The sequence below is a fragment of the Nibrella viscosa genome, assembly GCF_039541875.1.
Classification (GTDB): domain Bacteria; phylum Bacteroidota; class Bacteroidia; order Cytophagales; family Spirosomataceae; genus Nibrella; species Nibrella viscosa.
In genome coordinates this window covers 266,973-292,281 of record NZ_BAABHB010000001.1, presented here as the reverse complement: position 1 = coordinate 292,281, position 25,309 = coordinate 266,973, and the positions used below count along the sequence as shown (strand labels likewise).

Below are 25,309 nucleotides of genomic sequence, written 5' to 3'. Positions count from 1 at the left end.
AAGAAGAATGACCAGAACGTTTATTACGCTTTTCCTTCTTTTCAGCATACCTTTTTCTGCTTTAGCGCAGGAACCCGTCGTCTCCGACATTCGGCAGGTGACCGTTGGGGCCGGGAAAACCCCGGCAGAAACAGCCGTTGCCATCGGTAAAACCTTTCTGGGCCGACCCTACGTAGCGCATACCCTGGACCGTAATCCGGAAGAAAAACTGGTCGTCAACTTCCGGGAGTTCGACTGTACTACGTTTGTGGAAATTGCTATGGCGCTGGCCCTGGGCTGGCACGAGTTAGGCGACAAACAGAACCTCACCCAATACAATCAGCTTTTTCAGAAATACCTGACCAACATCCGGTACCGCAACGGCATTATAAACGGCTATGCCAGCCGCCTGCACTATTTTTCGGAATGGCTGATCGATAACGAACGGCAGGGCCTGATTCGCGATGTTACCGGCGAAATCGGCGGTATTCAGGTGTCCAAGCCGGTCTCGTACATGACGGCCTGCACCTGGAAGTACCCCAAACTGAGCGACTCAACCGTGTACCGGCAGATTGCCGAATGCGAAGCAACCATCAGCCGGCAGGCGTTCTGGTTTATCCCAAAGAAGCAGATTCCGGCCGTTGAAAGCCGATTGAAAGAAGGGGATATTGTGATGCTGACCGCTGCCCGGACGGGTCTGGACATGAAGCACGTTGGCTTGGTGGTCTGGCAAAACGGCCGGCCTTACCTTCTCCATGCGTCCTCGGAATACGGCGCAGTGATGATTACAAAGCAGCCGCTTGCCGATTACGTGCAGGGGAACAAATCGTTTTCCGGCATTCGCGTGGCCCGGCTGAACGAACAGGCACCCATTATGTCGGCGCGGGCGCAGTAACCAGAAATAAACCTTTTTTGCTCTCTTCCGTTCAGGTATTGAATGTAACCAACTGCCTGCCATGAAAGTCATCTGTAACGGAACGGTCATTGCCGAAAGCGACAATACCGTTGTGGTCGAACGCAATCACTATTTCCCCAAAAAAGCGGCCAACGAGATTAAAGACCGGGTAGCCTTCCGGAAAGGCATTCGGGTGGAGGAGTAGCTCATGCTCGCTGTCCGGAACCTGACGAAGTGGTATCCCCACCATACCGCCGTCGATGATGTCTCTTTTCTGGTGCAGGAGGGCGAGACCCTGGTGTTGCTAGGTACCAGCGGCTGCGGCAAAACCACCACGCTGAAGATGATAAACCGGCTCATTGAGCCTACTTCCGGCCTGATTGAACTGAACGGCACCGACATTCGCCGGCAACCCGCCCATGAACTCCGGCGCAGCATTGGCTATGTTATTCAGGAAACGGGCCTGTTTCCGCATTATACCATTGCGCAGAATATTGCCGTAGTGCCCCAACTGCTCGGCTGGGAGGCCGTCCGAATTCGCCGGCGCACCGACGAATTGCTGGCGATGCTGCACCTGCCGGAAACCAGTCTGCGCCAGTACCCCGATCAGTTGAGCGGTGGTCAGCGGCAGCGGGTCGGGCTGGCCAGGGCGCTGGCAGCCGACCCGCCCGTGGTGCTGATGGACGAGCCGTTGGGAGCGCTCGATCCCGTTACCCGTGCCGGCATCCGGCGGGAGTTCCGACAATTGGATGCGCTCCGGCGCAAAACCATCGTGATGGTCACCCACGATGTGCAGGAAGCCTTTGAGCTCGGCGACCGCATTTGCCTGATGGACCAGGGTCGAATTCAGCAAATCGGCACGCCAAAAGAGTTGCTGCTCCGCCCGGCCAACAACTTTGTCCGGCGCTTTTTCGACGACCAGCGGCTGACGCTGCAACTCCAGACCGTCACGTTACAGGACCTGCTGCCCTTACTAGCTACCGACGATACAAAGCCCCCCCCTACGCATCTACTGCCGATTGAAACGACCCTGGCTGATGCCCTACGGGCAACAACCGAAGGCCCGCCCGCTTTTGTTCAGTCGGCAAATGGCGTTGTTTCGCTATCCGGCCGGAAGCTGCTGAACGCCTTTGGACAATGGCTGCAACAGCCTTCTTTCTGAGCCTCTATTTCCCCACCGACCGTGAATGAATTCATAACTTTTATTTCCGAACAATCGGGTAAACTAGCTGAACAAACCCTGACCCACCTGGGCCTGACCGGGTTATCGCTGCTGATTGCGCTGCTCATGGGGCTTCCGCTCGGGATTGTCATCAGCCGCTACAGCCGGGCCGCTACGCTGGTGCTGGGTATTGCCGGAGTGCTCCAGACCGTACCGAGTATTGCCCTGCTGGGTTTTCTGATTCCGGTGCTGGGTATTGGGGTGTGGCCCGCCATTGTTGCCCTGTTTCTCTACGCCCTGCTGCCGATTATCCGCAATACGTTCGTGGGTATCCGGGAGGTTAGCCCCACGCTGAAAGAAGCAGCTTTGGGAATGGGCATGACCGACTGGCAGGTACTGACCAGGGTAGAATTGCCGCTGGCGTTGCCGGTCATTTTTGCAGGGGTACGAACGGCCGCCGTTATCAATGTCGGCGTTGCCACGCTGGCGGCTTACATAGCAGCCGGTGGTTTGGGCGAATTCATCTTCGGCGGTATTGCGCTCAACAACGTCAATATGATTCTGGCGGGAGCTATCCCGGCGGCTCTGCTGGCTGTGCTGGTAGATGCGGGACTGGCGCGGCTGCAACGGCTCCGATTAGCGCGCTTTCGCCAGGCCGCCTTTACCTTTATCCTGCTTCTGCCGGTATTGTCGGCGTTTTACCTGATTCCCGGAGCCGGACAAACCAGGCTGCTGGCCGGCTTTGCCCATGAATTTATCGGGAGGGCCGACGGGTATCCGGGGTTGGTCAAAACCTACGGACTGAACGTCTCCACGCGGCTGCTGGATCAGAACCTGATGTATGAGGCTATTCACCGCAATCAGGTCGACATCATCAGCGGTTACTCCACCGATGGCCGTTTGAAGGCTTACAACCTGCGGGTGCTGGACGATGACAAAAACTCGTTTCCGCCCTATTATGCCGCCCCGGTGGTGCGACAGGCGACGCTACAAAAATACCCGGCGCTACAGTCGGTACTCGAACTCCTCGCCGGCCGGCTGACCGATTCTGTTATGACGGAGCTAAACTACCGCGTCGATTACCTCCACCAATCGCCGGAGCAGGTAGCCACCCGCTTTCTGAAAGACACTGGTTTATGGCGGAACAAGGCACCCGGCACCCGGTCTGGTCAGCTCGTTGTGGGATCGAAAATATTCTCGGAACAGTACATTCTGGCCGAGATCATCCGTTATCTGGTAGAAGGGCATACGCATTTACAGGTCGTAACCAAAACAGGCCTGGGCGGCACCAAACTCTGTTTTGATGCCCTCCGCACCGGGGCCATCGATCTCTATCCGGAATATACCGGCACCGGCCTGCTGGTGATTTTGCAACCCAGTCAGATCACACTCGACTCGCTGCAGGGCAACAAAGAGGCTGTTTACCAGTACGTAGCCCATCAGTTTCGGCACCAGTATGGTCTGGATTGGCTGCGGCCGCTGGGTTTTAACAACGCCTACGCGCTGGTAATGCGGGACGAGCAGGCGAAGGCGTTAGGCATCCGGACGATTTCGGAATTGAAGCGCTATCTAAGTCATGCGAAAGAGTGATAAGCTCCGCCGATTTAACGCTCGTTCAGGCTACGCGCCCCACTCTTTCACTCTTTACAGCGAATTCCGCCGGATCAACTGAAACGGATTTTTTATTCTTTCCTGGCGGTTTTCTTTTATCAACAGAGCCGCCGTAATGCCCATCTGCTCATGATCGGTGGAGATTACGGTGATGCCGTCCGCTAAAACTTCTTTCAGTGGAGTATCGTTGAAAGCCAGCACACCTACATCACGCCCTAACTGTAGCTTACGCTGTTTGGCCTGCCGCACCAGTTCGGCCAGATCGGAATCTTCCAGTACTACATATACGGTGTTGGTTGCCAGTGTAGCACCGGTAAGCGTATCGAGTTGCCGGTACTCCATGTGGTTGTGAACGCAGTAGTTGCGAAAGCCCCGGATAATCTCCCGGGGGTAATACACATCTTTCGGAAACACCAGCACCATGTTCCGGTACTTGGCCAGCAGATCCCGGCCCGACTCCAGCGCGGTGTAGGCATCGCGGTCGAACTCCTGATAAACGGCCGAATGCGGTGTTTTCAGATTGGGCAGATCTTTGTCCAGCAGCACCAGTTGGTGAGCCGGAATCTGCTCCAGCAGCCGCAGCGCATTCACCTGTTCGGTATCTTCGTAGAAATGCGGCATAATAACGTAGTAGTTATACTGCCCCAGATTTTCTTCGAGCAGCGTTTTAAAGCGCTGGGCACTATGGTGATGCAGGCGCAGGTCGACAATGGCATTGGGGCCGAGCGTATTCAGCAGGGCGTAATACACCATTTTTTTATACGCACTCAGTTTGTTCATCAGCAACAGCACCCGAATCTGCCCCGGCCTGTCGAGTCGTATAAAAAAGCCTTTACCCCGTACCGCCTGAATTATGCCTTCTTTTTTCAGCACATTATAGGCCTTCTCTACGGTATCTCTGGCCAGGTAATACTCCTCGCTAAATTCGTTTATGGACGGTAATTGCTCATTCCGTTTCAGGGTGCCCTGCTCAATGCCCTTGATAACTGCCTCCACAATTTGCCGGTACTTGGGCACGCTCGATTTTTCGTCAATTGTGAATAGCATGGTTTTCCGAATTAATTACGCAGTTTTACGGGCTGCTATTTACTTGTTTCCATTTTAATTGGAAACTTTACAACCACAAAAGAAAAACAGCGCTTTAAGTTTAATGAAGGTAGACGTACTGGCGATTGCCGCCCACCCCGATGATACCGAGATGAGTTGTGGCGGAACAATCTTATCACTCATTGCCCAGGGTAAAACTATTGCGGCCGTAGACCTGACCCAGGGCGAGCTCGGAACCAGGGGTACTCCCAAGATCCGGTTGCAGGAAGCGGCCGAGGCCAGTAAAATCCTGAAGCTGGCCGCCCGCGAAAACCTGGGCTTCCGCGACGGCTTTTTCCGCAACGACGAAGACCACCAGATGGCCCTGCTCCCCATCATCCGCCATTACCGCCCTGATATTGTCCTGACCAATACCGTCGACGACCGCCACCCTGACCACGGCAGGGCCGCCGAACTGGTTTATGATGCCTGTTTTTACGCCGGATTACGACGTATACAAACAACCGGACGCGATGGCCGGCCGCAGGAGGCCTGGCGACCAAAGTTTATTTACCATTTCATCCAGGATCGCTCCCTGAAACCCAGTTTTGTGGTTGATATTTCGGAGTATTGGGAAGACAAGTTAGCGTCGATCCGGGCCTACCGCAGCCAGTTTTACGACCCCAACAGCCACGAACCGGAGAGCTATATATCCAGCAAAGATTTCTGGGATTTTCTGGAAGCCCGCGCCCGCGAATTCGGCCACCAGATCGGTGTTAAGTTCGGCGAAGGCTACATCAGCCGGCGGATGCTGGGGGTTAGGAATTTGTTTGACCTATATTAGCAAGGGGCGCGGGGCTTGGGGTAAGCGTTGCTGATTTTACCCCCTGCCCCAAGCCCCACGCCCCCTGCTATTTCCCCTACGGTGCCAGCCGCTCAATTACCCACCCCTCGCCGTCGCGCCGGTAGCGGATGCGGTCGTGCAGGCGGCTGGGGCGGCCCTGCCAGAACTCGACGGCATCGGGCACGAGCCGGAAACCACCCCAATGCGGAGGCCGGGGCACCTCCTGGCCGGCAAAGCGCTCTTCCAGTTCGCGCCAGTTGTCTTCCAGCACCTGCCGGCCGGCAATTACTTCGCTCTGCTGCGACACCCAGGCCCCAAGCTGACTGCCTCGCGGCCGCACCCGGAAATACGCATCGGATTCATCTGCACTAACGGGTTCAACCCATCCTTCAATGCGCACCTGCCGCTCCAGTCCCGGCCAGAAAAATGTCAGAGCCGCAAACGGATGCCGGGCCAATTCATGGCCTTTACGGCTCTCGTAGTTGGAGTAGAAAACAAATCCTCCTCCGCTCAGGTCTTTCAGCAGCACAATACGCCCGGCGGGCCGCCCTTCGGCCGATACCGTACTTAGGTGCATGGCATTGGGTTCGGGTATACCCGCCTGCAAAGCAGCCTCAAACCACTGGGTAAACTGAGGGATCGGATCGGGTAAAACATCTGCTATATCGAATCCGTTTAATGTATATTCCTTCCGTAGATCAGCAAGTACGGTTGACATAATATTCTATTTAAGTGCCATTCAGGCATAAACCTACCAGAAAATCGGCTTTTTTATTACTTTTGCAAAAGTAATTGGTACGCTACCACATGGCAAACGAAGAAAAGGAAATTAACCAGCAGGAGGATCTGACACCACCGCCAACCGACATGCTGGATCCGAATGCAACAGAGGACGCTGCTGACGCATCTGCCGAGGCTGGGGAAACACCCGCCGATTCGACAGACGTGGAAGCAGGGCATGACACCACTATGCAACCACCCCAACCCAAAACCGATACTACTCAATCTGAGGAACTTACGCCGGCAGACATCTCTGGTGCAGAGGTGGAGGGGCCGGCGGGGGCCGACGAGAATACCTCAATAACCGCAGAATCCGGTACAACTGACGAGGCTGACATGACCAGTGCCACACCAGATAGTGCTGCGCCGGAAGATGATGCGCCCGAAAGTACAATACCGGAAGTTGATGCGCCCGAAGGTGCCACACTCGAGAGTACCGCACCGGTAGCTGTTACCCAAGAAGAGCCCGCCCCGGCTTCGGCTGTTGAAGAACCGACGGCGGAATCAGCCGAAGCAGTGAGCGCTCCGGCGGAGACCCAGAGCGAAAACGAGCCCCCAACCGAAGCCAACGAAGAACCTGCCGAACCCCTAGCGGAGACCGCGGCCGAAACACCGTCGACCGAATCCCTTGATCCGGCTGTAACGGCAGAAATTACAACCGAGTATGCGCCTGCCGACATGGATGCGTCGGAAGAAAGCAGCACGCCCCCTTCGGAAGATTACAGCCAATATTCGAAAGAAGACTTTGTTGCGCTGCTGGAAAAACAACTGGCATCACTTAAAGGCGAATCGGTCACCCCATCTGATTACAAGAAGGCCGATGAAGTGCTAAAGGAAGTCCGGCCGTTGTTTGACCAGATTAAACAGTCGGAACGCGAGTCGGCCCAGCAGAAATTTGTTGAGGAAACCGGCTCCGAGGAAGGCTTCGACTTTAAATATGACGAAACGATACTGCGCTTCGATAATCTGTACAAGCAGATCAAAGCTCAGAAAAATAATTACTTCCAGCAGCTCGACAAAGCCAAGGACGCCAACTTTGTCACCAAGACCGAATTGCTGCGTCGTCTGCGCGAACTGGTGGAAGCCGACGAAAACAACGCCGGCGACCCAAAATCGAGCTGGAACGAGTTCAAGCAGATTCAGGAAGAGTGGAAAGGTGCCGGGAACATCAACTCTCCGCATAATGCCACGCTATGGGCGACGTATCATGCCCTGGTTGACCGCTACTACAGCAACCGCAACATCTACTTCGAACTGAAGGAGCTGGACCGGAAAAAGAACCTGACGCTGAAGACGGAGGTAATTGAGAAAGTAGAGGCCATGGCGAAAGAAATGGCCGATAAACCGGTAACACGCCAGACCATCGACGAAGCCAACGCGCTTTTTGAGGAATACAAGCACATTGGTCCGGCTCCGAAGGCCGACCAGGAAGTCCTCTGGCAGCGCATGAAGCAGGCCCTCGATACGCTGTACGATAAGCGCCGTGAGCAGTCGGAGGAGCAGCGGAAAGAGTCGGCGCAGTTGTACGAAGAAAAGTCTAAACTGTACGAAGACCTGGTGCCGTTTACCTCCTTTACGTCCAATAGCATCAACGACTGGAACGACAAGACCAAAGAGGTGATGGCGATTCAGGAGCGCTGGAACAACCTGCGCGGCCCTATGCCCCGCGAAGAAGGCAAAGAGCTGAGCAAGAAGTTCTGGGCCGCCCTGAAGTCGTTCTTTCACAACAAAGGTGAGTTCTTCAAGCAGCTCGAGTCCAAGCGGGAGCAAAACCTCCAGCAGAAAATGGCGCTGTGCGAACAGGTAGAGGCTATTCTGGAGTCGGGTGACGAATCGCCGGAGGCCACCCAGAAGGTGATTGACCTGCAACGCCAGTGGAAAACCGTCGGTCAGGTTCCTGAGAAGCAGAAGAACAGCATTTTTGATCGTTTCAAAACGGCCTGCGATGCGTTCTTTAACCGGAAGCGGTCGAAGAACCAGGCGGTCGAGAAAGAGTTTGAAGAGAATCTGGCGAAGAAGATCGCGCTGTGTGAGCGCATTGAAGCGGCCGCCCGGGAAGGTGTCGATCTGTCGAGCCTGAACGAATTCAAGCGGGAGTGGGCCAGCATCGGCTTTGTGCCTAAGAAAGACATGCAGTCGATCCAGAAGCGGTATATCAACGCAATCAACGCCCTGGTTGGCTCTACGGGTAAGCTATCCTCAAAGGAGAAAGAACGGGTGATGCTCGAAAACGAGGCTGAACTGGCCCGCGAGGGAGGGGGAAGCCGGGAGCTATACAAACGCGAAGGCGATATTCGCCGGCGTATTACATCGCTGGAGAACGATATTGCCACCTACCGCAACAACATCGAGTTTTTTGCCCGCTCAAAGGGAGCCGATAAGCTCCGCGCCGACATCGACCGCAAGATTGAAGCCGCCCAGAAGCAGGTCGACGACCTACGTCATCAGTTGAAAGTAATTCAACAGGCTCAGTAACAATACCTTTAGTGGCTACCGGCGCAAAAAACCCGTTTTTCAGGCCCCGGTGGCCATTTTATTTATCCGGAAGTTTGCGCAATACAGCCGAAACGCCTATATTTGCACCACAATTCGGAAACGAATAGGCCTCCATAGCTCAGCTGCGGTTCGTCGCACGATAGAGCAACTGATTTATAACCAGTAGGTCAGTCAGGCAACAAAATAAGCCTCCATAGCTCAGCTGGTAGAGCAACTGACTTGTAATCAGTAGGTCGTTGGTTCGATCCCGACTGGGGGCTCTTCAAAATCAAGCACTTAGCAGCAATGTTAAGTGCTTTTTTGTTTTTGAACACTATTCCTATTGACCTTTTACTTTCCCCTACTCAGCAGCCTCTAAGCTTACTACCCTTCTTTTACTTTTGTTTTACCAATTGGTCACCTGAAAATTCAACAACTATGACAATCTTGTTAATTCCCCATACTAACCATGCGTGTTATTACCAGGAAGGCGCTCCACCTTTTCGCGTTGAGTAATGGCCAAGCTACTGACGCACTGAACGAGAGGTATCTGAAAACCACGACCGCTGACTGGCACTCGTTTAGTGATATCAAACAAACGTTCAATTCCGTTGATTACGTAGGTAATGACCGCTACGTATTCAACATCAAGGGGAATCAGTACCGGATCGTTGCCATGATTCTCTTTCGGATCCATATGGTGTATATCCGGTTCGTCGGAACTCATGCCGAGGACGACAAGATCGATGCCTCCACTATTTAAAACAGGAAGCACATAGCCAGAGCGAATGCTATGATTTTGAATGTAGATACAAACGAAGAATACCAACTGGCTACCAAGGCCATTGAGGAATTGCTAAGCAAAGGCTTTGACCGACTCAGTGATGCTGAGACGGCAGAACTCCAGCGCCTGTCTCTACTGGTGGAGAAATACGAGGATGTCCACTACCCAATGCCGGTGGAGCCGGAAACGCTGCCGGATATGATCCGGCTCCGCATGTTCCAGGAGAAGTTAAAACAGAAGGAGGTAGCCCGGCTGCTGGGCATTACCGAAACCCGGCTCTCGGAGGTGCTGTCCGGAAAGCGGAAAGTAAATATGGACCTGGCCAAACGGCTCCATGAGAACCTGCGGATCAGAGCCGAGTTTATTCTGAAAACAGCCTGAAGCCCTCCGACGTGGAGGGCTTTTTTTGTTGTATAATCCAAGCTCCTAGGCAAACCTGTAGGTCTTTAATTTGCGGAGAGACAAATGCAGGAGTTTAAGCAAATTGATAAAGATCTGGGGGCAGGTCACCCCTTAAAGCGTCGAGCCTGAAGAGTACTACAGAAGAGTTCAGGTTTTCCCTCTACATAGCATTATTTCAAGGCAATCCTTGAACATACCTAACGGGTTTGTTCTGTCTACCGATATGGTCTAATTTAGCGGCCGGTCAGCGTGCGGACTACAGCACAGGATACCGGGCACTGCCCTTACGACTGATTTACACACTCACGTATGAATATGTTATCTTCTCCTGCCGATAGCCTGCCTATGCCTGATACTGGCAACGACAATCGGTTCACTTATTTACACCTGAGTGTTGCCATGCTTCGTAAAGTAAGTATCGGCTATTTGTTATTGCCTAACCTTCTGTTCCTATGGGGCTGGTTCAGGCTATCCGTAGCCGTACCTGTTCTGGTGATGGTACTTTACCTGTATGCCAAAGAGCTTCGTAAACCAGAAGCACGACCGGCGTTACGGCTATCGTTTTCAAATGTACTGATGCTGGCCCTGGTTGCTTTTATCTGGACGTTTCTGTCGGGCAGTGGGGGATACAGTATACAGGAGTTAGATTATTTTGGGCATAACGCCAAGTTCTACGATTTATATTCAACCAAATGGCCTTACTATTTCACCGAAACTAACCGGCTGATCCGGTATTACTTCAGCTATTATCTGGTTCCCTCACTGCTGTTCAAACTGCTGGGCGGAACGAGCCCGGCAACCATCTTCCTGTGGACGTTTACCGGCTATTTTCTGGGTATCGCCTGGGTGTATACCCTGGTTCAGAAGAACCTTGTTCTGGTTATCGTTTTTTTGCTGATTGGCGGTGGGGGAACTACTTTGTTTAATCTCGTTTCCCGTTTTGTTGCGTTTGCCCCCCAACTGCACACATTCAATATCAACTTGGGGTCACTTTTCGACCAGTCCCGATGGACGCCCAACCAGGTAATACCCAGCCTGATTGGCGCGTGTATCATCGTGTACGATTCGGCCCTTGCCCGAAAAACGCAGGAGAGCTTTTTCCCGATAGCCCTGACGGTAACCTGGTCAATGTTTTCGTTTCTCTCCCTCTCGGTTATCTTCGGAATACACGCTTTGTTTTATATCAACCCGCTCAGGCTGTCGTTAGCCACCATTGTCCGGGCTTTTCTGCTCCCGTTGCTGGTTCTGCTCCCTATTCTGCTTTACTTTGCCTCCGGCGAAAATGTACCTACCACCGGGTTTGTCTGGCAGTTCAGAAACGACACTACGTTTATCATCCGGTACCTGACCGGGGTGTTCCTTGATTCCTTACTTCTGTATTATATCTTCAGGCAACTGTACCGGCCGGGAGGTGTATACCCCAGGCGCCTGGTTACCATCCTGTTCGTTGTATTCATTTGCATGACCACCTACATCATGGGCAAGTGGAACGACTGGCTGACCAAAATTAACATTCCGTTTCTCACCATTTTTCTGGTAATCATCTTCCGGGCATTCTACGAAAAGCTGCATTACGAAGGCTGGCGGTCATTACGGCCCGCACTAACGGTACCACTCGCGGTCTTTTTCTTTCTGAACCTGTATTATCAGGTGCTGATTATCAGAACGCCATTGAAGAAAAACAAACTGCTGGGTTACGTCACCGAATCGGCGAAGTATAAGCCTATCCCTTACAACAAATATGGGAGCTTCTACAAAACTTTACTGGCAATTGGAACCTACGAGGAGGTCCGGCAGTATCTGGCCAAAAAGAACTCTTTTTATGAGTTGTATTTAGCCAAACGCCGGCCGGCCAACCCCTAACCTGTATTGGGTGATAGGCAGGAACAACCTGATCACTCAATACACGTAGCCTGTCCCGGGCCGTTTTGGCAGCCAAAGTCAGGCCGGCCCCAGGTAGAGTGGCGTTTATGCTTCTACCGGAGTGAAGCCGGTATGCTGCCGGGCTCTTCTACGTTGCCGCCAACCGTCTGTGTCTGCCTGACGGGCTGCTTTACGCTGGAACGGTCGAACAGGTTGTATTTCAGAATACAGTAGATGGCTCGGAAACCGTCCTTCCAATTTATCTTCTTGCCTTCGGCGTACGTACGGCCGTAGTAGGAAATACCAACTTCGTAGATGCGGATGCCGGGATAGCGGGCAATTTTAGCCGTAACCTCCGGCTCAAACCCAAACCGCTTCTCTTTCAACGGGATCGACTGGATAATGTCTGTCCGGAAAACTTTGTAACAGGTTTCCATATCGGTCAGGTTTATATCCGTGAGAATGTTGGAGAGCAGGGTCAGGAATTTGTTGCCCACCGAATGCCAGAAGAACAGGACACGGTGCGTATTCCCCCCCATAAAACGGGAGCCGTAAACCACGTCCGCCTTGCCGTCGAAGATGGGCTTGAGCAGAGTCGGGTATTCGTCGGGATCATATTCGAGGTCGGCATCCTGAATGATTACCACATCGCCGGTTGCCAGGTAAATACCGGTCTGGAGAGCGGCCCCCTTTCCCTGATTGACCGTGTGCGAACTGAATCGTATATCGACTTCGGCGTTAGCCTCCATAAACCGCTGAATTACCTCGGCAGTATTGTCCTGCGAAGCATCATTAACAATAATGATTTCCCGGCTGAGCGCGTCTGGCAGGGGCGCTTTCAGGACTTTCTCCAGAAGCAGACAAACCGTTCTCGCTTCGTTATAAACCGGAATGACAATAGATACTTTTTTCATGACCACACGCTGAATGATAAATCAGTATTTAACTATTTTTTGCGAGTACACGGCTGCAGCGGCCGGCAGCAGCGTAACCAGGTACATACCGGACGGTAAGCCGGTAACATTAATCTGATGTTCCAGAACACCGGTCAGCGACTGGGCAACCAGTTTACTGCCGCTCAGGCTCAGCACCTGAACCTCACCCGTAAACCGTTGTTTGAACCGGAGATTTAACTGGTTTTCTACCGGCGTCGGATAAAGCTGAATCAGCGGAGCATCGGCGGGTAGGCCGGCGGCCAATAACACGGCGGTCTGAGCAGTTACCTCTACCGGTGCCGACTCCATATTGCCCCGGAACGACCGGAGCCGGTAAGTATATGTTGTGCTTAAGGACAGACCTTTATCGAGGTATTCGGTGGTGGGGCCAGGTAGCCGGGCCATGGTTGTATACTGGCCGGAGCGATTGTCTTTCCGCTCCAGCAAATACGAATCCATAGCCCCGGCAGGCGTCCACGAAAGCCGGACATCAACGCCATTCTCCACCTGCGATTTGAAACCGGCAATGACCAGCGGATCGGCAATGGCTACCTCCTGAAAGGAAAAAGCAGCCAGTCCTCTGCTGTTTTTCAGGTAAGGGCCCTGGTAAAACCATAAGGGGCCGTTGGTATAATAGGCCGGTGTATAAGAAAGTTTACCGGCCGTAACGGGCTGATCGAAATAGAGCGTGACCCGGTTGCCGTCTGCCTGCCCGGATTTTACCGGCGCGGGGGCATCTTCTTTCCCGTCGAAAAAGAAACTGTTGCGCAGACTGATCGGCACCGGCTGCCCCAGCCGGCCCGTGACCATCGTGTCGGCTCCCCACCTCATTCGCTGGCCCTCCTCAAAAACAAGCGTAATGGCATTCTTCTGCGGTGACGCGTAATAAGCCTTCTGTAGATTAGGAGTAGCCACATTTACCGAATCCGCTTCTTTGTACAGCGCCGGGGCTATAAAGCTGACCAACTGACGGCCCAGCACCCGGTAGCCATCAGCTTCGTAGTGAATACCGTCGTAATTAGGCAGCCCCAGCGTAGCAAAATTTTTTGTTTTGGGGTAAAGGGCCGGCACCCGGCGCTGAAACTCCCGGATCGCCCCGGCCCCGTAGAACGGATTGAACAGAATATTGATCTGGAGAACCACAAACTGCTCGACATTGGGGTAATCGGCCTGCCACATCTTGTACAGGCGGTCAAACTGCTCCGGGTAATTGGGGGTTCCCCCCAGGGCATCGTCTTCTCCCTGAAGCCAGAAAAACGCCCGGATGCGGGTAGCCCCCGACTGTTTGACCCGGTTGAGCAACCGGCCATAAATAGAGTATTTGTCGTTTTCCGGGCTAAAGCCGCGTTCGAGGTGCTGTGCAATGTTGGTGCCCGGCACCGCTCCGTTGATCACACAGGTCGGGATTTTGTATTTCTCCTCAATCAGTTGCTGCAGCATCAGTCCCCAGGTTCCGGTAGGCGGCTCCGACCAGCCATACGCCAGAAATTCGGTTTCCGGCATACCCTCCTGGTCCGGACGCCGGCCAATGGTCCGGGCATATTTGCTGAAGTAGTTGTTATTGCGGACGGCGTAGGCATTGGACTGCCCATTGATGACGAAATAGTCCCCGGCAACAATTTCTTCCTGCCGAACTATCTGCACCGAATCGGCACCCCGGCAAAGAAACACTTCAAAGGCATAATCGGCCAATTCGGCTTTAATGGGATAACTGAACTCAAACCGGCCGGTAGTATCGCCGGCTGCATATTGCAACTGACTCCGCCGATACCCGATCCGGTTATCATTGCGGTAGACCACCAGCGACATATAACTCCAGGCCGACGAATAAACCCGGCCGGATATAGGTACCACGGCCTCGTTGTTATTGTCCCGTGCATAGACCTGCATCCGCTGCGGCAGTTTTTCAAAACCGACAAACGGCCGTCTCTGACCCGCAGCCGTTAGCCCCATACCGCCGAAGAGCAGTATAAGCAGGCCCGGCCTGGCGAGTCGCCCAACCGAAAACCGGCTGATTGTCGAGCTTATTCGGGCAAAAAGCCGGGAGGCTACCCCCCCCAGTGTTGGCGTTGCTGCCCTGGAGAGCGGGTTCGGGTAAGTTTGCTGGTTCAGCGGGAAATAGTCGTCGAACTGAATCAGGTACCACACCATGATGATCATGGGCATCGAGTATTTATCCCATGATAGCTGCGCTTTGCCCAGCAACACCAGGTTACAGAGCACAAACCAGTCCAGCACATTGAGCCGGGGCCGGATGAAGCGCATAAGGGAGATCAGCATAAAAAACCCAAATACGAGCTGTTTGGCTAAACCAGACAGGCCTAGAATAACTAGTAACCGGTCGAAATAGCCCAGATAAGGCCAGGTAAAATAAGGATTGTAGGTTTGCTGCGCCGGGAAAAACAGCACAAGGCATACCACAAATACTACCAGCCCCCCGAACAGCCAGGGATGGGCCGCGGGATAACGCCGGTAGTACTGCCAGCTTCGGGTAAAGATCAGTTCGGGGACAACACAGTATACAGCCAGACAGGCCGCCGAATACAGCACAAAACCGGGGTTATATACTTTACCCAGGTGGTAATACTGCCGCGCCATCTCGGCCGCCGGGGCTCCCCCTTCCCAGAGCAAAATCCAGGGTACCAGGCTCAGCACGGCCAGACCGTACCAGATCCAGAATGGCCGGCTAAACAGGGCTTTTGCGTTTTCAGAGAGTCCCTGCCGGACATCAATCCGGCGCAGCACCTCATACAGTGCAATACCGGCCGGAAACGCAATCATGTACTGCCGGCTGCAAACGGCCAGGCAAAAGCAGAGAAAGCTCAGCACATGCTGCTCTTTACGATACGCTATTACACCCAGCACCACCGCCACCTGGGCGTACATATCTGTGTAATAATGCACGGAACACAGATAATAGTTCGGAAAAAGCAGCAGACCCGCCAGCGCCAGTACCGACCGGGGCGATTTGGGAGCCGCCCAGACGAAACTGAGCGCAATACCGAAACTGATTAAAAAAGTAAGTATCCGTAATGGCTGAATAGCCTCGCCGAACAAATTGACAACCACCCCGCCAATCATAAACGGCAGGGGCGTATTCAGCTCTCCGTAGTTACGCAGCAGATCCAGAGATGGAATTGTCTCGCGGGCAAACTGAAGGGTAGTGGCATAAAAATGAACTTCATCCTGGTAGAAATCGCCGGTAAGGAACCGCTTCAAAACAAAGACCAGGGTATAGATTACAACCAGTAACGCGCTTAACAAAATGGGTTTTGAGAATTGCCGCATTGTTATCGATCTGATAGGTATGGTAGTGTTTGCCTTTATACTTCCCTTTCAGCGCGGGATAGTTGTCGGCTAGTTTACATAAATTTGGATTTAGTCCGTACCGCAGCCGCACAAAAATAGGCTTTTCTTTGGGAAGAAAACCGGACCAGTCGGTAAATACTGGCAGTTATCCGACCACAAGGTGCCGGTTGTACCCGGCCTGAACCAGTTCTTCGTACGCAGCCCAGACGTCGTCCGGAATAGCCTGGGGTATCTGAAACCCTTTTTCTGGGTATAGCCGGATGCGCTGTAGGTCGCCGACCATAATGCTGATTACATCGTCGGGCGACAGTTCCGGGTTGGTGTACTGGCTCAGGTAAACAGCGAACGGATCCTGAGGTGAGGTGACGATAAGCTGTTTTTCCGGCCATACCTTCCGGAACGTAGCGTAGCTCCGACGCTCCATATAAGGCTTTTGCACCACAATGAACGTCTGCGGGTCAAGCTTCTTTTCGGCGAGTAAACGTTTGGTAAACAGTATATTCTCACCGGTATTGGTCGATTGATTTTCGATCAGTATCCGGTCGGTCGGTACTCCCCTACCTATGGCAATACGGGCAAAGAGGTCGGCTTCGGGTTCGCTCCACATCGAGCGGGTAATAACCCCCAGGCCGCCCGAAAAGATCAGCAAAGGAGCCCATTCCTCCAGAAACAACTGGGCTGCCCGCTCAGCTACCCGCGTGTCATGGCTGCAAAGGACCAGAATGGCATCTGCCTTCCGGAGCGGCTGATGCATATGGTGATAATCCCAAAGCTTTTGGGCTAGTTCATAAATGTACGCGTCGGAAGCAGGGTGTTGTACCGGGGGGGGCATAGTAAAATGAAAAGATGCATGGGTATCTGGTAGCGCCCAAAGCTACTTCGTAAAACCATATGGAATCAACCGGTTTGCAAAAAAGGCTGCCCGATAAGCCGGCTATTTGCGGATAGTGTCTTTCGGGAGCTGCTGGGCCGGCTCACGGGTTTGCTGCGGCTGCAAACAGTGTTTGGTGGTGCTCAGGTTGGCACTCAGGCGGAGAAAGTCCATCGCGCTGATGCTGGGTGCGGGCGTATAATAAAACTGATTGAGCCCGGCCTGGTAGTTGTTCAACTGCTGCAAAGCCTCCTGTATTTTTCCCTGCCGGTAGGCGTCGAGGGCACTTCGTCCGTACTGGCTCAACGTTGTTTTGGTGGCGCTGCTCAACGAGGTGGCCTGTTGCGTATCGTACACCAGCAGGTTCAACCGGGCCTCGCACCCATCTGCACTACCAACCGGGCCGGCCGGCCCAAACGAGAGGAATGGTAGTACCACCATTACCCACAACAAAACCAGTGATCGCATACACAACTATTTACCAGTAAACAATTGAACGACTCTGTCTGTTCGCCAGTGTGTATTTTGCAGATTTATTGTGAAAAACGGCTATACTTTGCGGTGCAGATCAGAAGCCATGTATTGCCGGATGAACTCATCGAACCGGTGATCTGCCTGAAACCCCAGGCTTAGTGCCCGGCGGTTGTCGATCGCCCCCGGCCAACTGCTGACAATGCGGTTAATGGCCTCATTGGGTTCAAAGCGGACCCGCCCCAGGGTGTCGGCATCGGTCAGTCGGCCGAGGGCGTCAAGCATCTGCTGCACCGTAACCTGAATACCGGGCAGGTTGATGGTGCGCCAGTCGCCCAGGTATGTAGCCGGCAACCTAGCGGCATGAATCAGGTTCTGCACCACCGTATCGGGACTCGACAGCCAAAGGGGCAGGGCGGGCGAGACGGGGCAAACGGCCGGCTCGCCGTTCAGCGGCTCCCGAATAATGCTGCTGACAAACGAAGATGCCGCCTGATTAGGTCGGCCGGGCCGCACGCAGATGGTCGGCAACCGGACGACCCTGCCATCCACAAACCCTTTGCGGGCATAATCATTCACCAACAATTCGCCCATCGCCTTCTGCGCTCCGTACGACGACCGGGGGGTTACCGCCGTCGTATCCGTTACCAGGTCGGGCAGCGTACCGCCGTAGACCGCTACCGAACTGGAAAAGACAAATCGGATGTCCGGCCCGTTACGGCGGCAGGCTTCCAGCAGTTGGCGGGTAACATCCAGATTGACCTGCCAGCCCAGGTCAAAATCGCTTTCGGCATGGCTGCTGACGATAGCCGCCAGGTGAAATACGAGCCTGGTATCGGCGTTAATCAGAGCGTCGACCGCTCCTGGCACGGTCAGATCAGCCTGTAAGCAGCGTACCCGCGCATCGGAGCCAGGGTTGGCAGGCTGCACGAGATCGACCAGCAGCAATTCATCGAAAGCCACTGAATCGTTCAGCAGGGCTTTGGCCAACCGCTGCCCTAAAAAACCTCCCCCACCTGTAATTATGATTTGCATAGCCATGTGCCTCTGCTGTAGTTACTGAAATATGCTAGTAGGTAGCCCGGCCACCCGACAGATCAAAAACAACACCGGTGTTAAAACTGGCCTCTGCCGACACGATCCAGGCGGCAAGGGCGGCAACTTCATCGGTAGTTCCCAGCCGCTTCATGGGTATTTTGGCGGTCATGTAGGCGAGTTGTTCCGGAGCCGTATTTTCGTTCATGGCCGTCCGGATCACCGCCGGCGCAATGGCGTTGACGGTAATTCCTGTTTCGGCGTATTCTTTACCAATGCCTTTAACCAGGCCAATCACGCCCGCCTTGGTAGCCGAGTAGCCGGCCATAAAGGGGTTGCCTTCTTTCCCGGCGATGGACGCCAGATGCAGTATGCGGCCGTAGTTCTGTTTCTCCATCACCTTAATGGCATATTTGGTCATCAGAAAGGCCCCGCGCAGATTGATGCCGTAAATCCTGTCAAAATCCGCCACCGTATAATCGGTAATTTTGATACTGGTGGGGCCAACAATACCGGCGGAGTTAATCATAATATCCAGCCGGCCGAAGGTTTCGGCTACCGTCCGGATAGCTTCTTCGACCGGGCCTTCCTGCGAAATATCCACCGCATAGCCTGTTGCCTTATAGCCCGGTTCCCTAAGTTCGGCTACGGTGCGTTGCAGTACATTTTCGTTGATGTCGAATAAAGCGAGGGTAGCGCCTTCGGACGCTAATCGGCGGGCAATGGCCTTGCCGATCCCATCGGCACCACCGGTAACAAGGGCTACCTGGTTTGCAAAACGGTCTGACATGAAGCAGGTGAGTAGTGGGAATAGGTCTGAGTTTCCCACTAATAAGCGAATCGGCCGCTGGGTTTACTCAGTGCCGGGTCGGTTTGTGCAGGGTAGCGCTGCGCTTTGGGGCACCGGCTACCTGCTGGTGCATCCCGTGCATGACGCCTAAGTGGGGCAGCGTAATCAGCGACAGAAAGACGAACAGCAGCGGCAGCGGGTCCCAGGTGTGGGCGTACTGCTGCCACCACCAGACAAACAAACCCAGCGACACCAGCGCCAATGCCGTAAAAGGCAGCGACTTCAGCCAGATCTGCCCGGCCGTCAGCGTGTCGGGCCGGCGTTGGCGCAAATAGCCGTGAATGGTCTGAAACGAAACCAGCGCGTGCCAGCCGCCAAAGTACAAACCAAAAGCAAGTAACAGCGGCAAGCCGTACCCCAGCGCCAGCACCAGAGCCAGCCGCACCAGCCGGGGATAGTCCATAGCGACCGGATTAATCGCGTAGGCAACGGCAAAGGCCAGGCTGGTCAATACCCCCCCACCGATGAGCACCGCCGAAGCCTGGTTAACCGCCAACGCCCAGATGGCCAGCGTAAGGGCATGATCCTGGGTGATGCGCTGGAGAACAGGCGTTACCTGGACTACGTGGGTCAGCAGGATAAACGCCAGCACCCAGCTACCGGCCAGTAAGCGTGTCAGCGTCCAGGCAGGCGTTGCCGGCACCCGCTCAATATCGGCTTCCCCGAAGTGAAACGCCGACATTACCAGAAACAGCAACAGGCTGAGTGCCGGAAACAGATACCAGGCCAGGGCATACACCGCCATCGTCAGCAGGTAACGGGCCAGAAACCGGACCAGCGAAAACCGGTGCCCACTGCGAAGGGCGGTTTCCTGATTGATGAGGTGATCCAGGGCACCATGCGGAATGCCGGACCCGAACAGCAAAATGCCAAAAACCAGTATCTGAACCAGCCAGGGTACCGTACCGGCCGCTGCCTGCCAGGTAACCAGGCCCGCCCCCAACGCTATGGTCAGGTACGTTGGTGTGGCGGTCAATCGGTGAATGGAAGATGTTAGCGAAGCCATTGGCGAGCAAGTTGGGTTAGGAACGGAATATACGGCAGTCGGCTGATGAGTTTAGCCTCGGTTAGCAGGTCAGACTCTTCGTCCAGAAAGCGCAGAATATCCGGAAAAGACCCGTACCGAAACAAATGCGCAAAAATAGCTGCACCAACCGCCGGCTGTTCGGCCGCAATGCCCAGCAGCAGCCGGTCGTAAAAGCGAAACCGGCCACTGGTAACCGGCCAGGACACCAGTGAATCGGCAGGATCTGACGCAGTAACTGGCAGGCGGGCCAGTTGAACGCTATCCAGCCCGATCCGCCGGAATGCGTAACCGGTGGTAGCTTTGACCATACCGGCCGCCGTGCCAATCAGAATTTCGCCCGCCGGGCCATAGCGGGAAAACGGAAAATCGGTCATTGGAATCTGCCCCTGTTCGGTTGCTTCTATCTCAAATGCCACGCCCGGCCAGTTTTCCCTGATATAGTCAGCCAGCAGACCGGTGTACTGCTCCTGGGTGTAAACCGCCGGGGAAAAAACCGTCACCTCGACCAGCGCCCGATTTGCCGAAAACGGCAGCACGTAGCCAAACTGAATAGCGCCCTGCTGGGGTAGGGTAAAGTCCATCAGTGTCGCTGTCTGCGCATCAAAAATTGGGCGGTCGGTCCGCACAAACCACCCGCCAAAATGCTGCCACAGCCGAAACCGGGCAGATCTCGGAACCGCCGGCAACCGGCTGCTGAAAACCCGGCGCGCCCGCCAGGTCTCGCCCGCTCCCGTCAGCACAAACGCATCGCCGGTCCGGCTGATGTTGTCCACGGTAACGCTCAACCGGGTGATAGTCGGTTGAGCCGGCAGAAACTGCTCGTAGAAATACCCGAAAAAGGCCTCCCCCGACAGATAGTGGTACTGGTAGGGTGCAATAGGTTCGGTACGGGTAAACCCCGCCGACCGAAAGGTGATAGACGGCCAGGACTTCTCGATGAGATGATGCAGCAGCGGCTCCCGGTCGCGGCTCCAGAAACACCAGGTGCGTTGCAGGGACGTATCATCGGCCAAAAGCAAAACACGCTGATTGGACCAGTCCGGTTGCTGCGCCAACTGGTACAACAACTGAAAGCCGGCACAACCTCCGCCGACGATCGCGTAGTCGTAGACCAAGTCTGTCATGAGTTACGGTGGCCCGGCAGATGTTCCAAACTGCCTCACCTCGACCCAAGAAATAAGCTGTTCAGCAGAAATGTTTAAGTCTTTGACGGAAAAGTTCAACATGAGTAGACCGGCCGTTCAAAAGCCGCAGGTTCCTCCTGTTATTTCTTGCGAAACGTAGTCACCTTGTAGAGTAAGCCAATTGCCAGCGTCTGCTGAATCTGAAACTTTGACGAAAAGTCTTTGTCGTACAGCGCAATCAGGCCCAGCGTCGTACTGATATACTGGCTGATTTTTGCCGTTAACGTCAGGTCCAGCCGGTGATCAATAGCATCCAGGGTCTGGTAGTTGGCGTACATCTGGTAGCGCGTACTCAGGTTGATATTCTCTGTAAGATCCCGGTTCAGCATAGCCTGTATCTGTAGCGCAAGCCACTCGGTTCGCACCGCTCGGCCGGCCTTCACTCCATAAGCCTCCTGGGTGGGATCGGGTACATACGTTCCGTTGGGCAGTTGCCGTACCCGAACGGCATCATCGGTCACAAATGTAAACCGGGGCGCAAACGGGCTGATCCGGGCCGAAAACCAGTCGTTGGGCCGGTAGGCGAATCCCCAGGCAAACGTGAGCTGAGCGGGCGAAAAAAATTTCGAGACCAGCAGGCGAGTGCGATCAGCGGCCAGGTTTTCGTACCGGTAGCCGGGGGCAAAAAAGGAATTGAATGTTCCGGACACGAACATATCCCAGTTGTTGGTTAGTTGGTAGCCATATACGGAATTGAGAAAAAGCTGGTCGGCGGCTTTACGGGTCTCTCCCCGTTGGGTTACGTATCCCAGTTGAAAATCGGCGGTGTTATCCCAGGAGATCCGCCCTTTCCTGTAAAGCGCCCGGCTGGATACCACCGCCCCAAGCGCCAGCGAATTAACGCCCCCGCCTGCCCAATTACTGAAAGCCGCCTGGTTAAAATTGATACCACCGTTAAATGATCGCTGCCAGTAGGTAGTATCTTTCACGACTTTTATCGTATCCGCAACATTTTTGGTAACAATGAGGGAATCCTGCGCCAGCACGCCGAAAGCCCACAAAACAAATGAGGTAAGAAATGCAGTCTTCTTCATGAACAGTGGGAATGTGTTATATGATAGCTTGGTCTTAGAACGGGATAAACCCTTCAGAAGTAACGAGAGCGCTTTTTTAGGCGCAAGTCTTGTAAAATTTAAGGATGGATTAGCAGTATTTACAGCGCCTGTTTCGCTTTTTCAGGAGACTAGCTTTATCAATTCAAAGAAAAGCATTCATGGGTAAACCCGCTTATTATTTCTGCCTGCTTGGTATCAGTCTGTGGGGGCTGATAAGCTGCGTTGTCAATCAGGGAAACCACACCAAATTAGATGAAGGCCCTTCTCCCGCCAAAACTCCGGCCGAAGAGTTGACCACGTTCCAACTGGAGCCCGGTCTGAAAATTCAGCTTGTTGCCTCGGAACCGATGGTGCAGGACCCAGTGGTCATTACCTTCGATGCCGATGGCAGGCTCTGGGTGGTAGAGATGCGGGGTTTTATGAACACCATCGATGGTGCCAACGAGAAAGAGCGGATCGGCCGTGTATCGGTACTGGAAGATCGCAACGGCGACGGTAAAATGGACATAAGCACCATCTACCTCGACAGCCTGATTATGCCCCGTGCGATGGCCTTTGTACCGGGTGGCGTACTGGTCGCCGAAAACGAAGCGCTCTGGCTCACGCAGGACCTCAACGGAGATTTGAAAGCAGACACCAAAGTTCTCATTGATAAAGACTACGCCGGCAGCGGCCTGCCCGAACACTCCGGCAACGGCCTCTGGCGCGGGGTCGATAACTGGTATTACAACGTAAAATCCCGTTTCCGGTACCGGCTTGCAGCCGGCAAATGGCAGCGCGACAGCACCGAGTTCCGGGGTCAGTGGGGTATTAGCTACGACGATAAAGGCCGGCTGTTTTACAACTACAACTGGTCGCAGCTCCACGCCGACCTGGTGCCGCCCAACTACCTCTCGCGCAACAAAAATCACACGCCTACCACCGGCATCGACCACGGCCTGACCGTCGACCGGCGCATCTACCCCATCCGGCCCAACCCGGCGGTGAATCGGGGGTATATACCGGGTACGCTGGATGAGCAGGGTCGGCTGCTGGAATTTACGGCTGCCTGTTCTCCGCTGGTTTACCGCGGCAAAGCCCTTTCGGGTGAGTATTACGGCAACGCCTTTGTCTGCGAACCCTCCGGTAATCTGGTAAAACGCAATGTGGTAAGGGAAGATGGGCTGCTGCTGACGGCCTACGACCCGCATCCCGGCAAGGAGTTTCTGGCCTCGACCGACGAGCGCTTCCGGCCGGTCCACATGACTACCGGTCCCGACGGAGCGCTCTACCTGGCCGATATGTACCGGGGGCTGGTGCAACACGGTGCCTACATTACACCGTATTTGAAGGAGCAGACGCTGGCTCGTAAGCTGGTGCTGCCGGTACACCGGGGCCGTATCTGGCGGATTGTGCCGGATAAATGGAAGCCATCGAAACCCAAAAAGCTTTCCGCAGCCTCATCGGAAGAACTGATCGGTTACCTCTCGCATCCCGATGGCTGGTACCGCGATATGGCCCAGCACCTGCTGATCGACCGAAACGACAAATCCGTCCGGCAATCGCTGACAAGTCTGGCTCAGAAAGGCGATAACCCGCTGGGGCGATTTCACGCTCTCTGGACCCTGGACGGGCTAAAACTAAGCAGCCCCGCTCTGCTCCTGCCGTTGCTTCAGGATCGTGACCCGCTCGTGCGGGCGACCGCCGTGCGGCTGCTGGAGCCGATGGCGAAAACCGATAAGCAGCTACGTAGTCAATTTGGTGAAGCGCTGCTGGCGGCCTGGAAGAAAGCGCCGGCCGAACAAATCCTGCAAATGGCGCTGTCGGCCTATGTGCTCGACCAATCGGCATCGCATCCGCTGCTGGCCGGCATTGCCGAAACGTACGGAGAGATGCCCCTGATTCGCGATGCCGTAATGAGCGGCCTGCAGGATGGGGAATTTGCCTTTTTGCAGCGGCTTTGGCAATCCCCCCAATGGCAGCAGCATGAGCCCGCCAAAGAAATCTTCCTGGAGATGCTGACCACCGCTATTGTACGGAAGCGCGATCCGGGTGAGCTTACCGCGCTACTGGCGCTGATTGATTCGGATAAAGAAACGCTGGGCTGGCAGGAAAAAACCGTCCTGACCGGCATGGCCATTCAGGGCAGCACCGGCAAGCAGAAGCCCATCCGGCTGCCGTCTGCTCCCGGCATTCTCACTCGTTCCGGCGGCAAGGTAGAGCCGGCCCGGCTGGCAGCGTTGACCGCCCTGTTTGACTGGCCCGGCCAGACAGGTCAGGCTACCGAAGCCCCAAGCACCACCAAAAAGAACCCGCTGACAGAAGACGAGCTAAAACTGTTTGCGCTGGGTCGGAAGCATTACCTCACCACCTGCGCCGGCTGCCACGGTACCGACGGAGCCGGCCTGAACCGGTTTGCGCCCCCGCTCATCGGCTCCGATTGGGTGCTGGGCGACGAGAAGCGGCTGGCCCTGATTGTGCTGCACGGCATGGAAGGCCCCGTCGACGTAGCGGGTAAGGTGTACAACGCACCCGAAATTCTGCCGGTAATGCCGGCCCACATGACCATGGACGATGCTACCATCACGGCCATTCTGATGTACATTCGCAACGAATGGGGCAATAATGCCGGACCCATTAGCCGCCGAACAGTAAGTCTTACCCGCAATTCGTCGCAAGGGCGGGTAATGCCCTGGAAAGCCGAAGAACTCAACAAATACGTGTCGGAAGCAAAAGCAAGTGCCGGCAAATAATTAGTACGCCTTCTCCGGA

Annotated in this window: 21 protein-coding genes and 1 tRNA gene; 11 read left to right on the top strand and 11 right to left on the bottom strand. The window is 54.5% G+C overall.

Annotated features, from left to right (window positions below; all coding sequences use genetic code 11):
• Positions 1 to 7 precede the first annotated feature (7 nt).
• From ABD931_RS01290 to ABD931_RS01275, 4 genes are all read left to right on the top strand, one after another.
• Positions 8 to 874: an N-acetylmuramoyl-L-alanine amidase-like domain-containing protein gene (locus ABD931_RS01290; RefSeq protein ID WP_345263138.1), complete on the top strand. Its 867-nt coding sequence runs from the start codon at positions 8 to 10 to the stop codon at positions 872 to 874.
• A 61-nt stretch (positions 875 to 935) separates the two neighbouring features.
• The gene (locus ABD931_RS01285) at positions 936 to 1,079 is read left to right on the top strand and encodes a DUF427 domain-containing protein (RefSeq protein WP_345263136.1); all 144 of its coding nucleotides are present in this window, start codon (positions 936 to 938) and stop codon (positions 1,077 to 1,079) included.
• A 3-nt stretch (positions 1,080 to 1,082) separates the two neighbouring features.
• Positions 1,083 to 2,036, top strand: coding sequence for an ABC transporter ATP-binding protein (locus tag ABD931_RS01280; protein WP_345263134.1), 954 nt, complete (start codon positions 1,083 to 1,085; stop codon positions 2,034 to 2,036).
• Positions 2,037 to 2,057: 21 nt separating this feature from the next.
• Positions 2,058 to 3,626 carry an ABC transporter permease/substrate-binding protein gene (locus ABD931_RS01275; protein WP_345263132.1) on the top strand — a complete coding sequence of 523 codons (1,569 nt, stop codon included), beginning with the start codon at positions 2,058 to 2,060 and terminating at the stop codon, positions 3,624 to 3,626.
• A 54-nt stretch (positions 3,627 to 3,680) separates the two neighbouring features.
• Here ABD931_RS01275 and ABD931_RS01270 read toward each other — a convergent pair whose 3' ends face one another.
• Positions 3,681 to 4,694, bottom strand: a complete 1,014-nt coding sequence (locus ABD931_RS01270) for a GntR family transcriptional regulator (RefSeq protein ID WP_345263131.1) — start codon at positions 4,692 to 4,694, stop codon at positions 3,681 to 3,683.
• Positions 4,695 to 4,797: 103 nt separating this feature from the next.
• Between ABD931_RS01270 and bshB1 the strand changes: the two genes are divergently transcribed.
• Entirely contained in the window at positions 4,798 to 5,517 is a 720-nt protein-coding gene (gene bshB1 / locus ABD931_RS01265; RefSeq protein WP_345263130.1) for a bacillithiol biosynthesis deacetylase BshB1, read from the top strand.
• Between the two features lie 76 nt (positions 5,518 to 5,593).
• Here bshB1 and pdxH read toward each other — a convergent pair whose 3' ends face one another.
• Positions 5,594 to 6,235: a pyridoxamine 5'-phosphate oxidase gene (gene pdxH / locus ABD931_RS01260; RefSeq protein ID WP_345263128.1), complete on the bottom strand. Its 642-nt coding sequence runs from the start codon at positions 6,233 to 6,235 to the stop codon at positions 5,594 to 5,596.
• An 89-nt stretch (positions 6,236 to 6,324) separates the two neighbouring features.
• Here pdxH and ABD931_RS01255 point away from each other — a divergent pair, with 89 nt between their 5' ends.
• The 5 genes from ABD931_RS01255 to ABD931_RS01235 all read left to right on the top strand — a co-directional run bounded on the left by ABD931_RS01255 (position 6,325) and on the right by ABD931_RS01235 (position 11,821).
• Complete coding sequence (locus tag ABD931_RS01255; RefSeq protein ID WP_345263126.1) at positions 6,325 to 8,772, top strand: DUF349 domain-containing protein; 2,448 nt, start codon at positions 6,325 to 6,327, stop codon at positions 8,770 to 8,772.
• A gap of 208 nt (positions 8,773 to 8,980) precedes the next feature.
• Positions 8,981 to 9,053 (top strand) — tRNA-Thr (locus ABD931_RS01250).
• Positions 9,054 to 9,241: 188 nt separating this feature from the next.
• Positions 9,242 to 9,535: a type II toxin-antitoxin system HigB family toxin gene (locus tag ABD931_RS01245; RefSeq protein ID WP_345263124.1), complete on the top strand. Its 294-nt coding sequence runs from the start codon at positions 9,242 to 9,244 to the stop codon at positions 9,533 to 9,535.
• 36 nt (positions 9,536 to 9,571) lie between these two features.
• Positions 9,572 to 9,937 carry a helix-turn-helix domain-containing protein gene (locus ABD931_RS01240; protein WP_345263122.1) on the top strand — a complete coding sequence of 122 codons (366 nt, stop codon included), beginning with the start codon at positions 9,572 to 9,574 and terminating at the stop codon, positions 9,935 to 9,937.
• Positions 9,938 to 10,267: 330 nt separating this feature from the next.
• Positions 10,268 to 11,821, top strand: coding sequence for a hypothetical protein (locus ABD931_RS01235; RefSeq protein WP_345263120.1), 1,554 nt, complete (start codon positions 10,268 to 10,270; stop codon positions 11,819 to 11,821).
• A gap of 113 nt (positions 11,822 to 11,934) precedes the next feature.
• Here the strand turns inward: ABD931_RS01235 and ABD931_RS01230 are convergent, their stop codons facing one another.
• The 9 genes from ABD931_RS01230 to ABD931_RS01190 form a co-directional block, all read right to left on the bottom strand.
• Positions 11,935 to 12,735, bottom strand: a complete 801-nt coding sequence (locus tag ABD931_RS01230; RefSeq protein ID WP_345263118.1) for a glycosyltransferase family 2 protein — start codon at positions 12,733 to 12,735, stop codon at positions 11,935 to 11,937.
• Positions 12,736 to 12,756: 21 nt separating this feature from the next.
• Positions 12,757 to 16,044 carry a sialate O-acetylesterase gene (locus ABD931_RS01225; RefSeq protein WP_345263116.1) on the bottom strand — a complete coding sequence of 1,096 codons (3,288 nt, stop codon included), beginning with the start codon at positions 16,042 to 16,044 and terminating at the stop codon, positions 12,757 to 12,759.
• A gap of 166 nt (positions 16,045 to 16,210) precedes the next feature.
• Positions 16,211 to 16,897 carry a YdcF family protein gene (locus ABD931_RS01220; protein WP_345263114.1) on the bottom strand — a complete coding sequence of 229 codons (687 nt, stop codon included), beginning with the start codon at positions 16,895 to 16,897 and terminating at the stop codon, positions 16,211 to 16,213.
• 102 nt (positions 16,898 to 16,999) lie between these two features.
• Complete coding sequence (locus tag ABD931_RS01215) at positions 17,000 to 17,404, bottom strand: hypothetical protein (protein ID WP_345263113.1); 405 nt, start codon at positions 17,402 to 17,404, stop codon at positions 17,000 to 17,002.
• 81 nt (positions 17,405 to 17,485) lie between these two features.
• A complete protein-coding gene (denD, locus tag ABD931_RS01210; RefSeq protein ID WP_345263112.1) occupies positions 17,486 to 18,442 on the bottom strand; it encodes a D-erythronate dehydrogenase in 957 nt (318 codons plus the stop codon).
• 34 nt (positions 18,443 to 18,476) lie between these two features.
• A complete protein-coding gene (locus ABD931_RS01205) occupies positions 18,477 to 19,232 on the bottom strand; it encodes an SDR family NAD(P)-dependent oxidoreductase (RefSeq protein WP_345263110.1) in 756 nt (251 codons plus the stop codon).
• 67 nt (positions 19,233 to 19,299) lie between these two features.
• Positions 19,300 to 20,298 carry a Brp/Blh family beta-carotene 15,15'-dioxygenase gene (locus ABD931_RS01200; RefSeq protein ID WP_345263106.1) on the bottom strand — a complete coding sequence of 333 codons (999 nt, stop codon included), beginning with the start codon at positions 20,296 to 20,298 and terminating at the stop codon, positions 19,300 to 19,302.
• On the bottom strand, positions 20,286 to 21,443 hold the full coding sequence (locus ABD931_RS01195; RefSeq protein WP_345263104.1) for a lycopene cyclase family protein: 1,158 nt from the start codon (positions 21,441 to 21,443) through the stop codon (positions 20,286 to 20,288). The genes ABD931_RS01200 and ABD931_RS01195 overlap by 13 nt, the downstream gene beginning before the upstream one ends.
• Before the next feature lie 140 nt (positions 21,444 to 21,583).
• Entirely contained in the window at positions 21,584 to 22,537 is a 954-nt protein-coding gene (locus ABD931_RS01190) for a DUF3078 domain-containing protein (protein ID WP_345263102.1), read from the bottom strand.
• Positions 22,538 to 22,716: 179 nt separating this feature from the next.
• Between ABD931_RS01190 and ABD931_RS01185 the strand changes: the two genes are divergently transcribed.
• On the top strand, positions 22,717 to 25,290 hold the full coding sequence (locus tag ABD931_RS01185; protein ID WP_345263100.1) for a DUF7133 domain-containing protein: 2,574 nt from the start codon (positions 22,717 to 22,719) through the stop codon (positions 25,288 to 25,290).
• Positions 25,291 to 25,309: the final 19 nt, after the last annotated feature.